The sequence below is a fragment of the Faecalibacterium sp. HTF-F genome (assembly GCF_023347535.1).
GTDB lineage: Bacteria > Bacillota > Clostridia > Oscillospirales > Ruminococcaceae > Faecalibacterium > Faecalibacterium wellingii.
The window spans coordinates 296,763-310,307 of the sequence record NZ_CP094473.1 but is presented as its reverse complement, the minus strand read 5'-3'; the positions used below and the strand labels follow the sequence as shown (position 1 = coordinate 310,307).

Annotated in this window: 13 protein-coding genes; 1 reads left to right on the top strand and 12 read right to left on the bottom strand. The window is 60.3% G+C overall.

Annotation, left to right across the window (positions count from 1 at the left end):
* Positions 1-68: 68 nt before the first annotated feature.
* From MTP37_RS01485 to gltX, 6 genes are all read right to left on the bottom strand, one after another.
* Positions 69-230 (bottom strand): hypothetical protein, encoded by a 162-nt coding sequence (locus MTP37_RS01485; RefSeq protein ID WP_249237892.1) that lies wholly within the window; start codon positions 228-230, stop codon positions 69-71.
* Positions 231-278: 48 nt separating this feature from the next.
* Entirely contained in the window at positions 279-1,226 is a 948-nt protein-coding gene (locus MTP37_RS01480) for a pectinesterase family protein (protein ID WP_249237891.1), read from the bottom strand.
* Between the two features lie 80 nt (positions 1,227-1,306).
* Positions 1,307-3,592: a serine/threonine-protein phosphatase gene (locus tag MTP37_RS01475; protein WP_249237890.1), complete on the bottom strand. Its 2,286-nt coding sequence runs from the start codon at positions 3,590-3,592 to the stop codon at positions 1,307-1,309.
* 184 nt (positions 3,593-3,776) lie between these two features.
* Positions 3,777-4,055: a DUF4160 domain-containing protein gene (locus tag MTP37_RS01470; protein ID WP_005921956.1), complete on the bottom strand. Its 279-nt coding sequence runs from the start codon at positions 4,053-4,055 to the stop codon at positions 3,777-3,779.
* The gene (locus MTP37_RS01465; RefSeq protein ID WP_249237889.1) at positions 4,039-4,311 is read right to left on the bottom strand and encodes a hypothetical protein; all 273 of its coding nucleotides are present in this window, start codon (positions 4,309-4,311) and stop codon (positions 4,039-4,041) included. The genes MTP37_RS01470 and MTP37_RS01465 overlap by 17 nt, the downstream gene beginning before the upstream one ends.
* 32 nt (positions 4,312-4,343) lie before the next feature.
* Positions 4,344-5,813, bottom strand: coding sequence for a glutamate--tRNA ligase (gene gltX / locus MTP37_RS01460; RefSeq protein ID WP_256469115.1), 1,470 nt, complete (start codon positions 5,811-5,813; stop codon positions 4,344-4,346).
* A gap of 184 nt (positions 5,814-5,997) precedes the next feature.
* On the opposite strand from gltX, the gene MTP37_RS01455 reads away from it, so the two are divergent.
* Positions 5,998-6,405 carry a hypothetical protein gene (locus tag MTP37_RS01455; RefSeq protein ID WP_207698823.1) on the top strand — a complete coding sequence of 136 codons (408 nt, stop codon included), beginning with the start codon at positions 5,998-6,000 and terminating at the stop codon, positions 6,403-6,405.
* A gap of 79 nt (positions 6,406-6,484) precedes the next feature.
* Here MTP37_RS01455 and MTP37_RS01450 read toward each other — a convergent pair whose 3' ends face one another.
* The 6 genes from MTP37_RS01450 to MTP37_RS01425 all read right to left on the bottom strand — a co-directional run bounded on the left by MTP37_RS01450 (position 6,485) and on the right by MTP37_RS01425 (position 13,541).
* Entirely contained in the window at positions 6,485-8,794 is a 2,310-nt protein-coding gene (locus MTP37_RS01450) for an ATP-dependent Clp protease ATP-binding subunit (protein ID WP_249237888.1), read from the bottom strand.
* A 24-nt stretch (positions 8,795-8,818) separates the two neighbouring features.
* Entirely contained in the window at positions 8,819-9,514 is a 696-nt protein-coding gene (locus tag MTP37_RS01445; RefSeq protein ID WP_249237887.1) for a hypothetical protein, read from the bottom strand.
* Between the two features lie 75 nt (positions 9,515-9,589).
* Positions 9,590-10,822: a DUF5711 family protein gene (locus tag MTP37_RS01440; protein ID WP_249237886.1), complete on the bottom strand. Its 1,233-nt coding sequence runs from the start codon at positions 10,820-10,822 to the stop codon at positions 9,590-9,592.
* A gap of 12 nt (positions 10,823-10,834) precedes the next feature.
* The gene (truA, locus tag MTP37_RS01435) at positions 10,835-11,581 is read right to left on the bottom strand and encodes a tRNA pseudouridine(38-40) synthase TruA (RefSeq protein WP_249237885.1); all 747 of its coding nucleotides are present in this window, start codon (positions 11,579-11,581) and stop codon (positions 10,835-10,837) included.
* A gap of 230 nt (positions 11,582-11,811) precedes the next feature.
* Positions 11,812-12,627, bottom strand: coding sequence for an energy-coupling factor transporter transmembrane component T family protein (locus MTP37_RS01430; protein WP_249237884.1), 816 nt, complete (start codon positions 12,625-12,627; stop codon positions 11,812-11,814).
* Positions 12,621-13,541, bottom strand: a complete 921-nt coding sequence (locus tag MTP37_RS01425; RefSeq protein ID WP_249237883.1) for an energy-coupling factor transporter ATPase — start codon at positions 13,539-13,541, stop codon at positions 12,621-12,623. The genes MTP37_RS01430 and MTP37_RS01425 overlap by 7 nt, the downstream gene beginning before the upstream one ends.
* Between the last annotated feature and the right edge of the window lie 4 nt (positions 13,542-13,545).

Sequence of the window (13,545 nt, the reverse complement as noted above, 5' to 3'; positions counted from 1 at the left end):
GTTCTCCCAGAAAAGCCAAAACGGCCTGCTGCTCAGCTGCAGCAGGCCGTTTTTCTGTTACGGGCCGATTACGAATTGGAATCTGCTGTGCGATAAATTCCGAATGTATTATCCGGTGCGGGCATTTCCACCCGGGAGGCACGATCGTTCACAGCCCACATCATCCAGCCCATTGCAGCCAGTGCCGCCAGAATGATGAGCCATTTGACAAAATTCGGCAGTTTTTTCATAGAAGATCCTTCAAATCCGTTTTATACTTTATTTTATATTTTTTGCTTTTATTCCGGTCTGCAAAGCTTCCGCGCACATCTGAGCAGCTCTTCGGCCTGCTGGCTGTCCAGCTGCTTCACCCATGCACCGCGCGCTGCTGCGCCCGCACCGGTGCTGCCCGCTTCCGCAAAGCAGGCCAGGTCCGAGTCGGTGCGGCTCTGCCAGGGCGAAAAGCCTTCCGGTGCAATGTGGGCTCCCAGACAGCAGTCCAGCACGGCAGTCTTTCCGGTGGGCCTCCATGGCCTGCCCAGAAACACCGTGCCCGCCGGGCAGTCGTCCGAAACAAAGTCGCAGTCCCAGAACACAAACCCGAGGCCATCGGCACGGCCCGAGGGAGCTGTGACATAGCTGGCGGGCAGGTGATTGTTCACGGTGCGGATGGTGCACTGCTCAAACAGGGCGTCCGCACCGCCAAAGATAAAATCGATGTCCCCTGCGATCTGGCAGTGCCGGTAATACTGGGCAGTCGGGCGGCGGGGCGCAAGACCGCGCGGGCCCAGAAAGCCGTCCTTCTCCCGCTCCTTCTCCGGCAGAGGGGCGCAGAACAGGGTGTCCTGATTACCCAGCAGCCGCACATCTGCAAAAAACGCGCGGGCGCTGTCCACGTAAGCCGCCACAGCCTGACCCACCTCGGCCCCGGGACCGGCATCATTCTCGATGGTCAAATTTTCCACCCGCAGACCTTCTCCGCTGAAAAACGCCGTGTAGCTGCGGAAGGTATGGGTGGGCCTGCCGTCCGGGTGCGGCAGCCTGCCGCCGTCGCCCCACACGATGCGGGTCTCGTCCATGCCTGCACCGAGCAGGGCAATGTCCTTTTTTTCGCAGACCAGCTTTTCCCGGTAAGTACCCGGCCCGATATGGATCTCTGCCCTGCAGTCATATGGCACGGCCAGCACTGCTTCGGACACCGAAGCAAAATCGCCGCTGCCGTCCTGCGCCACGGTAATGGTAAGCATCTTTCTGCCCTCCCGTTTTGTTTCTATGCTTCCATAGTATACCTTCTTCCCTGCCGAAAATCAACGAAGTTTGTGTGAACTCAGCACTTTTCCAGCCGCAGCACCGCCGCCGTGATGTCGTCCGGCCTGCCGGTCTTTTGGGCACGCACACGGGCCGTCTCCACCAGCGTCTTTGCGATCTGCTCCGGCGGCTCCCCTGCTGCCGCCGAAAGCTCCAGCTGTTTTGCCACCCAGCCCGGGCCATCCACCAGAAGGCCGTCCGACACCAGCACCGCGTAATCCCCGGCCGTCAGATGCACCACCCGGCTCTGACCGTTCACCCCGCTCAGGATCCCTACCGGCAGACTGGCGTCCCCAACTGCCCGCACTCGCCCGCCGTGCACAAGGAACCCCGGCGCTGCCCCGGCCTTGAAGAGCCTTGCCGTACCGGTGTAAAGGTCCACGCTGATGAGATCCAGCGTAGCCCCGCTCTCATCCTCGCTCTTGAGGGCAAGGGCCACGTTGACCAGCCTTGCCGCCAGCTCCGCAGTAAACCCCGCCTTCAGCAGCCGGGCAGTGAGCTCTGCGGCAAGGTTTCCGTCCACCGCCGCAGGCCGGCCGGTGCCCATGCCGTCGCACAGGATCATCTGCGCCGCTGCCGGGCTGCAGAACTGCTGCACCGCATCGCCGGAAATACTGCCCCGCGCCGCCGCGCCCGCCATGCCGAACACCGCCCGCAGCACAGGCTTTTCACAGAACAGCAGGGTGGTCATTCCCTTGCAGGAAAGCACCTGCGGCACTTCCAGCGTGCGGCGGCAGATGCGGCCCACTTCCCCGGCCAGCGCGGCCAGCTCCTGCGCCGAGAAGCGGGTGCGCGGCAGCGTGACCGCCGCATGGGTGCGGCCCAGATCATCCAGCGTGACGGCACACTCCTGCGGCGGAGTGCCAAGCTGCGCAAAAAAGTCCGCCACCCGGCCGGATTTATAGGGTTCCGGGTCGCCCGGACGGCCCAGCTGTTCTCCCAACACGCCCAGCGCTTCGGCCACCGCGCTGTATTGCTCGGTCAGGGCGGTGCGCATGGCTTCCGCGTGCAGGCGGGCCTCCCTGCGGCTGCGGTACAGCGCAAAGGAGCGGCTTGCGGCCGCACACAGCGCCGCCGGGTGAATGCAGCGGGATAATTGCCCGGGCAATTGGGCGGTTTCCAGCCCGCCGTTCTGCTCCAGCAGCGGGCGCAGTGCCTCCATTCCCTCCAGCGTGGCGGCATACTCCTGTTTCCAGCAGGTATCCCGCCGCCCACAATTAAAACAGAGGGTATCATGCGTGTTGTCGATCACCCACCGGAAATTTTCACGCCGGTGCGGCAGCGTGTCGTAGACATCGTTCACGGTCTCGGCCAGCGATGCAAGACTCTGGGATACCTGTTCCAGCCGGGTAGCGGCAGCGCTGTACTGCGGGCGCTGTGCCTGCCGGGGCGGTGTCTTGTCCTCCGGCTCCGGCACGAGCCACCGCGCCGGCATCAATGCCGTCGCCGTGATGCCGATGCAGACGTTCAGCAGGTACTGGAACGCACTTCCGGGCGGCTGGACACAGAGTGCGCCGGTCACGCAGCCGCCCGCATAAGCCGCGGCCGCTTCCATCCGCCGCCCGGGTGCCAGCACGGCTGCCGCCACCGTGGCACAGGCAAGGCCCGCCGCCGCAAAACTGAGGGCAGGGTCTGCGGCGCACAGGGCTGCCCCCAGCACCGCGCTGGCGGCAAGGGCCGCCTTGACCTGCGCCTTACTGCACAGGTACAGCTCCAGTGCCGCGCAGGCAATGACCCCCGGCTGCAGCTGCCACAGCTGCACACTGCCCAGCGCCGCTGCCGCTGCAACCCCTACCAGAAGCATCCCTGCACCCGGCTTTTCGGGTGCGAACTGCCGCAGACAGAACCCGATGGCTGCAGCCAGCAGGGCATCTGCCGCACTGTAGAGCACCAGCTCCGTCCCATCTCCGCCAAAGGCAAAGCACAGCGCCATTCCGACCAGCGTGCCGCAGCCCGCCAGCGCAGCCGGAGCCAGCTTTCTGGTTCCCATCCACCGTGCCGCCACTGCAGCGCTCAATGCGCACAGCATACAGACGCTGCGCAGCGAGAGTGCGCCAAACCCGTGCAACAGCATCCCCAGCGCCGCACCTGCCGCGCAGGGGGCAAAGCAGTCCTCTGCAAAGCCCAACACAAAGCCCAGACCAAAGGGCATCAGTGCACCGTACAGAACGGCCCAGCCGCCTGCAAATCCCACTGCCACCGCCGCCAGCCTGCGGGCTGCCGGGCGCAGCTCTGCCCGCCGTGCCAATGCCGCCGAACGCCCGTCCTGCCGCCCTGCTGTTACCAGACCCATCCGCTCTGTCATAAAAACTCCCCGCTTTCCGGCGGGGTCCTGTTGTTCTGTGCCCCGCGCTTTCTGCATATACTGTAGCGCGGGGCGGCGGCGATTTTTAGCGCAGTGCAGTGTTCTGCCGCAAACCGGCCCAAAGACGCAAAAAAGCCCTGCGGCTGTCATTTTGCCGCAGGGCTTTGGGAGGATTTTCAGTTGTTCAGCAGAAATAGCGGATCTCGCCAAAAAAGGCTGTCCATTTTTCGATCACTTCGCCGCTGCGGGCCTCAATAACCGCCATAATGTTACGCAGCACCCGGGGTGGGATCTGGGAGTTATTATTGCACAGATAGCAGCCGCCCGCCTTGGTGATCCAGATCTTCGTGGCGTTGCTGTTGGGTGCGCCCTGCGCAACGTGCACATGGATTGGCTCCAATGGCTCATTCTCGTTGGCCCAGAAATAGACCCAGTAGGAACCAACCTTAAAAACCTGCGGCATTTTCCACGCCTCCTTCTTGGGAGAACCGCAAGATCAGATGCGCGGTAGACTCCACGATCTTCTGATACCGCACGATCTCCTCGGGCGTGAAGCCGTGTACCTCCTGCCAGTCATAACCCGGCAGCCAGCACACTGCTGAGTGGAAACAATCTTCTGCATCCGGTTTTTCAAGGTACACCTTTACCCGGCCATCGGGCTTCATCTCGGAATGCACGATCTCGGTATCGTCATCCAATGTCATAAACGGGTACATCATAGGTTCCACCTCCCAGATCTCTGTACTTATGCTTAACCGTTCAGCTTTTCAATTGCCGCATTGACGCGGGCAAGGGTGGTCTCACGGCCCATCATGCAGGCAAGGTCGGTGCCGCCGCCGGGGGTGCGCTGTTTGCCGGACAGGGCAATGCCCAGCGGGTAGAGCAGCCAGCCGTTCTTTTTGCCCAGCTCTTCAGCCTTGGCCTTGCAGGCATCAAAAACGGCATCGCGATTGCCAAAATCCAGCGCCTCATCGCTCAGCACCGGCAGCAGGGCTTCCAGTGCCTCCTTCGCCGTTTCCGGGGTGGTCTTCTGCTTTTTGTTGGCATACAGGCTCACATCATACTCCGGCATGACGTCAAAGAAATCCAGCTGCTCGGGGATCTCGCCCAGCACCTCGCAGCGGGGCTGCAGGTTTGCACACAACAGCTTTTTGTCGATGGAGGTGTGCACAGCGCTGTCGATCCACGGCTCCGCCTTCTTCTGGAACTCCTCGGGAGACAGGCGGCGGATATATTCCGCGTTGATGGCCCGCAGCTTGAGGGGGTCAAAAATGGCGGGAGACTTGGAGATGCCGTCCGGAGACCAGATCTTGACCAGCTCCGGCAGGGAGAAGATCTCCTGCTCGGCATACTCGCCCTTGGGGCTCCAGCCCAGCAGGCAGATGTAGTTCAGCACGGCCTCAGTCAGGTAGCCCTTTGCCACCAGATCCTGATAGCTGGCGTCGCCGTTGCGCTTGGACAGCTTGTTCTGGGCGTCCTTCATGACCGGCGGGCAGTGGATGTAGGTGGGGATCTCCCAGCCAAAGGCCTGATACAGCAGGTTGTACTTGGGGGTGGAAGACAGATACTCGCTGCCGCGGATGACGTGGGTGATGCCCATGAGGTGGTCGTCCACCACGTTGGCAAAGTTATAGGTGGGCATGCCGTCGGTCTTGATGAGGATCTGGTCGTCCATCTCGCTGTTGTTCACCTCGATGTGGCCGTACACCACATCGTCAAAGCCGGTCACGCCCTCGCGGGGGATCTTCTGGCGGATAACATAGGGTTCCCCGGCGGCAAGGCGCTTTTCCACTTCCTCCTTGGGCAGGTCGCGGCAGCAGCCGTCGTAGTGGGTCATCTCACCGTTGGCGCGCTGCTCAGCATGCAGGGCTTCCAGACGCTCCTCGGTGCAGAAGCAATAATATGCCTTGCCCTCGGCCACCAGCTGCTCGGCATACTGCTTGAACATGCCCATGCGCTCGCTCTGCACATAGGGGCCCACGGGGCCGCCGATGTCCGGGCCTTCGTCCCACAGCAGGCCGGTCTCCCGCAGGGTGTTGTAGATGACATCCACCGCACCCTCGACATAGCGGCCCTGATCGGTATCCTCGATGCGCAGGATGAAGGTGCCGTCCTCGTGCTTTGCCATCAGGTAGGTGTACAGGGCAGTGCGCAGGTTGCCAACGTGCATATAACCCGTGGGCGACGGCGCAAAACGGGTGCGGACTTTATTGCTCGGCATAGAAAAACGCTCCTTTATTCTCATGCAAAAAATTTGCGGATAGCTATGTTTTATTGTACTGATTCTGCGCTGTTTTGTCAATGCGGGATAACATCATGCATTCACATCTAACCCTTTTCCTTTTGTTCGCAACATGCTATACTTGATTCAACAAATCGAAAGTTGACAAAGGAGTTGAGCTGATATGAAAAAGAAAATCATCCTATTGCTGTCTGTTGTGATAATTCTTTTGATGGGCATTGTTGTATGGTTTAATATTCCACTCGACTTGATGGACTTAGACCCTAATGAGGTCATGGAAATAGTTGTTTTCAATGGCAATAGCGGAAACGCAACACATATTACCGACAAAGAGCAGATTCAGCATATTGTCGAAAATTTGAATGGCGTCGAATTAAAGCGGTCAAAGCCGTCTTTGGGATATATGGGATATAGTTTCAAAGTTACTATTTATTTGTCTGATGGCAACGAGGCAGGCGATTGGAATAATTTTATTATCAATTCAGATGATACAATTAGAAAAGATCCATTTTTCTATTCTGTTACAAAGGGAAATATTGATTACAGCTATATTGAAGGTATCGTAGAATAACAAAAATTCCAGTTTGCCGTACAGCGCCAAACAGCGGAAAAGCCCCTGCATTCCAAAACGGATGCAGGGGCTTTTTTGTTTACTTCAAGATAATTTCGCCGTTTTCATCGGCATCCACCACAAGGGTGCTGCCGGAAGCAAGGCTGCCGTCGATCAGGCGCTCGGCGGCGGGGTCTTCCACCGCCTTGCGGATCACGCGGCGCAGGTCGCGGGCGCCGAACTTGCCGCCCTGACTCTTTTGCACCAGTGTCTTGAGCGCTGCCGGGGTGTAGCTGTAAGCGATGCCCTTGGCCTCCATGCCGGGCTTATACTCGTCCAGCATCAGGGCCGCAATGCCCTGCAGGGTCTGTTCCGTCAAAGGCTTGAAGGCGATCACTTCGTCCACGCGGCCAAGGAACTCCGGCCGCAGGAACTGGGCCAGCGCCTTGCGGGTTTTTTCCTCGCTGAGCTGTTCCTCGCTCTTGTTGAAACCAAGCCCGCCGGTGCTCTGGTCGCTGCTGCCGGCGTTGGAGGTCATGCAGATGACCGTGTTGGAGAAGTCTACCGTGCGGCCCTGCGCATCGTTGATCTTGCCCTCGTCCAAAATCTGCAGCAGAATGTTCATCACATCCGGGTGTGCCTTTTCGATCTCGTCGAACAGCACCACGCTGTAGGGGCGGCGGCGCACCTTCTCGGTGAGCTGACCGGCCTCCTCGTAGCCCACATAGCCCGGAGGCGAACCGATCATGCGGGACACCGCGTATTTTTCCATATACTCGCTCATGTCCAGACGGATGAGCGGATCGGGGCCATCGAACAGCTGATTTGCCAGCTGCTTGACCAGCTCGGTCTTGCCCACGCCGGTGGGGCCCACAAAGATAAAGCTTGCGGGACGGCGGCGGCCCGAAAGGTCGGCGCGGCTGCGCTTGATGGCCTGCGCCACCAGATGCACGGCCTCGTCCTGCCCGATGATCTTCTTTTTCAGCTCACTCTCAAGGTTTGCCAGCTTCGCGAACTCGGTCTCGCGGATTTTCACCGCCGGGATGCCGGTCCACAGCTCGATGACCTTGGCCACATCGTCCATGGTCACCTGGATCTCGCTGGCGGCGGCCTGCTTTGCGGGCAGCTCTGCCTCCAGCTTGGCGATGCGGGTCTTGCGCTCTGCCACACGCTCGTAGTCGATGGGCTCATTGACGTCCGCATTCTCCATCTCGGCCTCTTCCTGCTTCAGGGCATCCAGCTCCTTCTGCATCCCCAGATACTCGGAAATGACCGGATGGGCCAGATTGCAGCAGGCACAAGCTTCGTCCAGCAGGTCGATGGCCTTATCGGGCAGGAAGCGGTCGGTGATATACCGTTCGCTCAGGGTGACGGTGGCCGAAAGCACATCGGCCGGCACCTGAACATGATGGTGCTGCTCGTAGTAGCGCTTGATGCCGTTCATCACGGCCAACGTGTCGGCAACGCTGGGCTCCTCCACCCGCACGGGCTGGAAGCGGCGCTCCAGCGCCTGATCCTTTTCAATGTACTTGCGGTACTCGTTGAAGGTGGTGGCACCGATGACCTGAATTTCTCCGCGGGAGAGGGCGGGCTTTAAGATGTTGCCCGCGTTCATGGCGCCCTCGCTCTCACCGGCCGAGGTGATGGTGTGGATCTCGTCGATGAACAAAATCACATTGCCCGCAGCCTTTACCTCGCTCAGCAGACCCTTGACCCGCTGCTCGAACTGGCCGCGGAACTGGGTGCCTGCCACAAGGCTGGTGAGGTCCAGCAGATAGATCTCCTTATCCTTCAGGCCGATGGGCACATTTCCCTTTGCGATGCGCTCCGCAATGCCCTCGGCAATGGCGGTCTTGCCCACACCGGCTTCGCCGATGAGGCAGGGGTTGTTCTTCTGGCGGCGGCTCAAAATCTGGATGGTGCGGTAAATTTCGCGGTCGCGGCCAATGATATCGTCCAGCTTTCCTTCCCGGGCCTTGCGGGTCAGATTCTCGCAATAGGTATCCAGAAATTTGCGCTTGGGCGGCTTTTTGCCGTTCCTGCGGTCGGTCTTTTTATCGCCTTCCTTTTTATCGCTGCTGGTAAAGCCCAGCGGGAAGGTGGCATTGCTGCCGGGCACAAGATCCTCGTCCATGCTGTCCGGGTCGGCGTCCTCGCCGCCGTTTGCCATGTTCATCATCATGGAGAGCGGGTTCGAGTCCCCCATTTCCTCCATCATGCTTTCCATGCGGCTCTCCATGTTATCGAGGTCCTGATCCGACATGCCGAATTGCTTCATCAGATCATCCACCGGCTTGATGTGCAGTTCCCGTGCGCAGTGCAGGCAGTAGCCCTCCTGCTTCATCTGACCGCCATCCATCCGCTGGATGAAGATGATCGCCGGACGTTTCTGGCATCGAATACAGAGCATAGTTCCTCCTTTATTCAAAACCCTTTACAGGAAAGGGTTGAAGAGATTGAAGATTTTGTAGTAAAGGCTCGTGCTCATCACCGTATCGTTAAGCACATTCAGGCTGCCGCCTGTGATCACGATGAGGCCCCACAGGATGCACAGCACCAGATAGACATCCAGCAGTGCCGTACCGGCTCCCACCAGCCAGCCAAGGCCGCGGTTCACCGTGCCGATGACCGGCAGCTTGTTCACAAGGCCCAGCACCGTGACCAGCATACTCACCAGCAGGCGCAGAAGCGCGTAGAACAGGAAGAACAGCACCAGTGTGATCACCGGGGTGAGCAGGGGCTGCAGCACATTCTCCACAATGGAATCGGCCAGCACCACGGCATTGTCGGCCAGAACGGCCCCAATGGAGCGCTCGCAGGCCGCCACGATGGACGCGCGGAAGCTGGCGGGCAGAAAGCCTGCGTACTTTTCTGCAATGCCGGAAAGGTCCACCGCACCGCCTGCGGCGATGCTGGCGGCGATCTGGGTGCGGAAGCCGCCGGCCAGCATGTGCTCGAACACCCATCCGGCACAGGCGGCGGAAAGCTGGTGGGCACCCAGCAGGCTGAGCAGATTGCCCACCAGCCCCACCATGGACGCAAGGAAGCCCTTGCGCGCATAGCGCACCATCAGGATCACCCATACTACAGTGCATATAATATCAAAAAGAAATGACGGATTCTTGAACATACCTTGTTTTCCCTGTTATTTTTATCACTTTCCCCGCAAGAGTGCTATTTCCGCATGATTTCCCACCTGAAAAAGTCACTGTCCGCTGGAAGCTGCCTGCTCCGGCGGCGTGAGCACCTGCACCGTGTTGCCGGTGAACACCAAGATCTGCCTGCCCTCGACCAGTGCCCGGGGCCGGGCCGAAAGCGGCTGGCTCCACTGGAACTCGCCCACATTGTTGAAGCGTTCCACCGTGCTGTCGGTGAGCAGGTAGAAGCCGTCGTTCTTTGCCCGGATGATCTGGCTGGCCGAGAGCACGCTGCCGCTGTAACCCACGGTCAGCTCCCCGTCCAGCAGCACCGCCGTGCTGGTCTGGCCATTGCTCAGCAGCAGGGCCACACCATTGTTTTCGGCAGACACGCTGACGAGGGTGCTGCCGCCAAAATCATAGCTGGCACGCTCGCCGATGCTGCCGCCGGTGGTGTTGTACAGCACGGCGCGGTTCTCGTAGATCACCAGCAGAAAGCCGTTGGACAGCCAGCCCATCCACTGGGGCACACTGTTCTCGGTGCTCAGCAACACCGGATCGCCCTGTGCAAGGGGCAGCGCATACAGGTTGGTGGTCAGCTGCCCGCCCACTGCCGTCACAGCGGCTGCGGCAAGGCGGCGGCTGTCCGGCGAAAACGCCATGCGCAGGGGTATGCCCTGCTCGCTGGTCAGGTTCCAGACCAGCTGCTGCTGCATGCTGGAATTGTAAACGGTCAGCGCTGCCGCGCTGTCGGCATTGTCGGTCACAACAGCCACCTGCCCGGCGTCTGCCACGGCGCACAGGTAGATGGTGCTGTCCATGGTCTTGGTATAAAGGTTCTGGGTGCGGCTTTCCACCCGCAGCTCACTGCCGGAGCGGTTGTACAGCACAAAGCGGGTCTTGCCGGCCGCAATGGCCGGGCGGGCGTAGCCGCTCTGGATGCTGTTGAGCCGGGTGCCGTTCATGCTGTAAACAGCACAGCTGTCCCCGCCCATCTCCACAAAGGCACCGGAAAGCTGCTGCACCGTGTCCGGGTCGGTGATGCCGGTCTGCTGCGGCCAGCCGGGCGCCGGGGCCAGCGCGATAACAGCCGTATCCACCAGATCCTTTGCCCGTGCGATGGAGGAACCCACCGCGCCGGTGGCAAACAGGACAAGGATGGTCAGCACCGCTACGATGATGACGGTGCGGCGGATGCGCCGTGTGCGCACCCGGGCCCGGGCGGCTTCCAGATATTCGACGCGCCCGGCAGAAAGCGGCTCCCCTTCGCTGGAATGGTCGCCGCGGCGAATTTTGCTCATGGATGGTTCTCCTTACAGATCATACTCCACACATTTTAAAAACAGGCCTTTGGCTGGCAGGGTCGGCCCGGCGCGGCTGCGGTCGCGGCTTGCCAGAATGGCGGGGATCTCCGCCGGGTCCAGCCGGCCTGCACCCGCTTCACACAAAGTGCCCGCCAGAATGCGCACCATGTTGTACAGGTAGCCGTCGGCGGTCACTTCAATGTCGATCTCGTCCCCCTTGCGGGTAACGTGACAGTCCGTGATGGTGCGCACCGTGTCGCCATGGGCTGCAGCGGAAGAGCCCGCCGCGCACAGGGCCAGAAAATCGTGCCTGCCCACGAACTGCTGCGCCGCCGCCTGCATTCTGGATTCGTCCAGATGCCGGGGCACCCGGGTGTAATAGGCCGCATCAAAAGGCGAATCGATGGGGTGGTTGTGGATGCGGTAGAGATAGGTCTTGGTGTGGGCGGCGTACCGGGCGTGGAAGTCCTCCGGCACCGGCTGCGCATCCAGCACCCGGATGTCCGGCGGCAGATGCTGGTTCAGCGCCAGCGGCAGCTTTGCTGCCGGGATGCGGGTATCGGCGTGGAAGTTCAGCCGGAAGCCCAGCGCATGCACCCCCGCATCGGTGCGGCTGCAGCCCTTGATGTCGGGCCGGGAGCCCAGCACCGCTTCCAGCGCGTCCTGAAACGCAGCGGCCACGCTGCGCCCGTTGGGCTGCACCTGAAAGCCGCAGTAGTTCGTGCCGTCGTAGGCAAGAGTAAGTAAAAAATTCATAGTCTAAAACCCTCTCAGGCGCTTGTGCGCCAGATTCCCCCTTTTGTCACCTACGGTGACATCTTCCCCCGGAGCGGGGGAAGTCTTTCCTCTCAGGGGGAGCTTTATGCGCTATAAGGGGAAATATCTACTTCTGTTGAAAAGAACAGACCTTACGTCCACCGGGCAAAAGCTCCCCCTTTCGGGGGAGCTGTCAAGGCCATCAGGCCTTGACTGAGAGGGTTCTCCTTTTAAAAATTCGGGAACACCAGCCGGGAGGCAAGGATCACTGCAAAGCAGGCGATGCACACGGCCAGATCGATATAATCCTGCTTTTCGCAGCGCAGCACCTTCAGGCGGGTGCGGCCATCGCCGCCCCGGTAGCAGCGGCATTCCATAGCCATGGCCAGCTCGTCCGCACGGCGGAAGGCCGAAATGAACAGCGGAATGAGCACCGGCACCAGCGCCTTGACCCGGTCGGTCATTTTGCCGGTGTCCAGCTGGGCACCACGGGCCTTCTGGGCGTTCATGATCTTATCCGTCTCCTCAATGAGGGTGGGGATGAAGCGCAGGGCAATGCTCATCATCATGGCCAGCTCATGCACCGGGAAGTGCAGTTTGCCCAGCGGCTTGAGCAGCTGCTCAATGGCGTCCGTGAGCACGATGGGGCTGGTGGTGTAGGTGAGCAGGCTGGTGCCCGCGATGAGCGCCATGACGCGCACCGCCATCAGCACCGCATAGCGCACGCCCTCGGCATAAATGGTCAAAAACCCGATATGCACCAGCGGTTCGCCCTCGCCCGACACAAAGAACAGGTTGAGCACCGCCGTGAACACCACGATGGGCAGGATGGGCTTCAGGCTCTTCAGGATCATTTTGCCGGGGATCTTTGCCACCCGGTACATCACTGCCAGAAACAGGATGGAAAGGGTAAGGCCCAGCGGATTGGAGGCTGCAAACAGCAGCACGATATAAGCGATGGTCAGCACCAGCTTCAGGCGCGGGTCGAACCGGTGCACCAGACTGTTGCCCGGAAAGTGCTGGCCAATGGTGATATCTCTCAGCATCCGTCAGCACCTCCTTTCTGCTTTGCTTCCCGCGGGAGCACAAGGCTCTCGCCTGCATCCCGGCGGCGCTTCGCCTCCAGGATCATCTTGACCGCATAGGGGATGGTGTACACATCGGCGGGCACATCCACCCCCATCTCCCGCAGCTTGAGGAAAATTTTCGTCACCTGCGGCACGGAAAGGCCCAGCTCCAGCAGCTCCGGAGCGCGGGCAAAGACTTTTTCCACCGTGTCGTACATGGCAATTTTCTTATTGCTCATCACGAGAACACGGTTGGCATACTTGGCAATGTCCTCCATGCTGTGGGACACCAGCAGCACAGTGGTGCCGGTCTTTTTGTGGTATTCCTTTACTTCGCTGAGGATGTCGTCCCGTCCCTCCGGGTCAAGGCCCGCAGCAGGCTCGTCCAGCACAAGGATGCGGGGCTTCATAGCCATGACGCCCGCCACGGCAACCCGGCGCTTCTGACCGCCGGACAGCTCAAAGGGGCTGCGTTCCAGCAGGGCCGGGTCAAGACCAACGAAATCGGCGGCTTCATGCACGCGGCGGTCGATCTCGGCTTCGTCCAGACCCATGTTCTTGGGGCCAAAGGCGATGTCCTTATAGCAGGTCTCCTCGAACAGCTGGTATTCCGGATACTGGAACACCAGACCGGTGAGGAAGCGGAAATCCCGGATCTTCTCCGGGTCGGCCCACAGATCGCGCCCATCGATATAGATTTTGCCGCTGGTAGGCTTGTTCAGGCCGTTCATGTGGGTGATGAGGGTGCTCTTGCCGGAGCCGGTGGCCCCGATGATGCCCACAAAGTCGCCCTCTTCCACCGTAAAGCTCACATCGTCCAGCGCAGTGACCGCGTTGGGCATGCCGGGGTTGTAGACGTAGCTCAGATGTTCTACTTTGATGATATCTGCCATTTGC

Bases quoted from the DNA above. Each gene is read 5' to 3' on its own strand.
- MTP37_RS01465 (WP_249237889.1), bottom strand. From the start codon at position 4,311: ATGATGTACCCGTTTATGACATTGGATGACGATACCGAGATCGTGCAT.
- MTP37_RS01485 (WP_249237892.1), bottom strand. From the start codon at position 230: ATGAAAAAACTGCCGAATTTTGTCAAATGGCTCATCATTCTGGCGGCA.
- MTP37_RS01445 (WP_249237887.1), bottom strand. From the start codon at position 9,514: ATGTTCAAGAATCCGTCATTTCTTTTTGATATTATATGCACTGTAGTA.
- MTP37_RS01430 (WP_249237884.1), bottom strand. From the start codon at position 12,627: ATGCTGAGAGATATCACCATTGGCCAGCACTTTCCGGGCAACAGTCTG.
- MTP37_RS01450 (WP_249237888.1), bottom strand. From the start codon at position 8,794: ATGCTCTGTATTCGATGCCAGAAACGTCCGGCGATCATCTTCATCCAG.
- MTP37_RS01425 (WP_249237883.1), bottom strand. From the start codon at position 13,541: ATGGCAGATATCATCAAAGTAGAACATCTGAGCTACGTCTACAACCCC.
- MTP37_RS01455 (WP_207698823.1), top strand. From the start codon at position 5,998: ATGAAAAAGAAAATCATCCTATTGCTGTCTGTTGTGATAATTCTTTTG.
- gltX (WP_256469115.1), bottom strand. From the start codon at position 5,813: ATGCCGAGCAATAAAGTCCGCACCCGTTTTGCGCCGTCGCCCACGGGT.
- MTP37_RS01475 (WP_249237890.1), bottom strand. From the start codon at position 3,592: ATGACAGAGCGGATGGGTCTGGTAACAGCAGGGCGGCAGGACGGGCGT.
- MTP37_RS01440 (WP_249237886.1), bottom strand. From the start codon at position 10,822: ATGAGCAAAATTCGCCGCGGCGACCATTCCAGCGAAGGGGAGCCGCTT.
- truA (WP_249237885.1), bottom strand. From the start codon at position 11,581: ATGAATTTTTTACTTACTCTTGCCTACGACGGCACGAACTACTGCGGC.
- MTP37_RS01480 (WP_249237891.1), bottom strand. From the start codon at position 1,226: ATGCTTACCATTACCGTGGCGCAGGACGGCAGCGGCGATTTTGCTTCG.
- MTP37_RS01470 (WP_005921956.1), bottom strand. From the start codon at position 4,055: ATGCCGCAGGTTTTTAAGGTTGGTTCCTACTGGGTCTATTTCTGGGCC.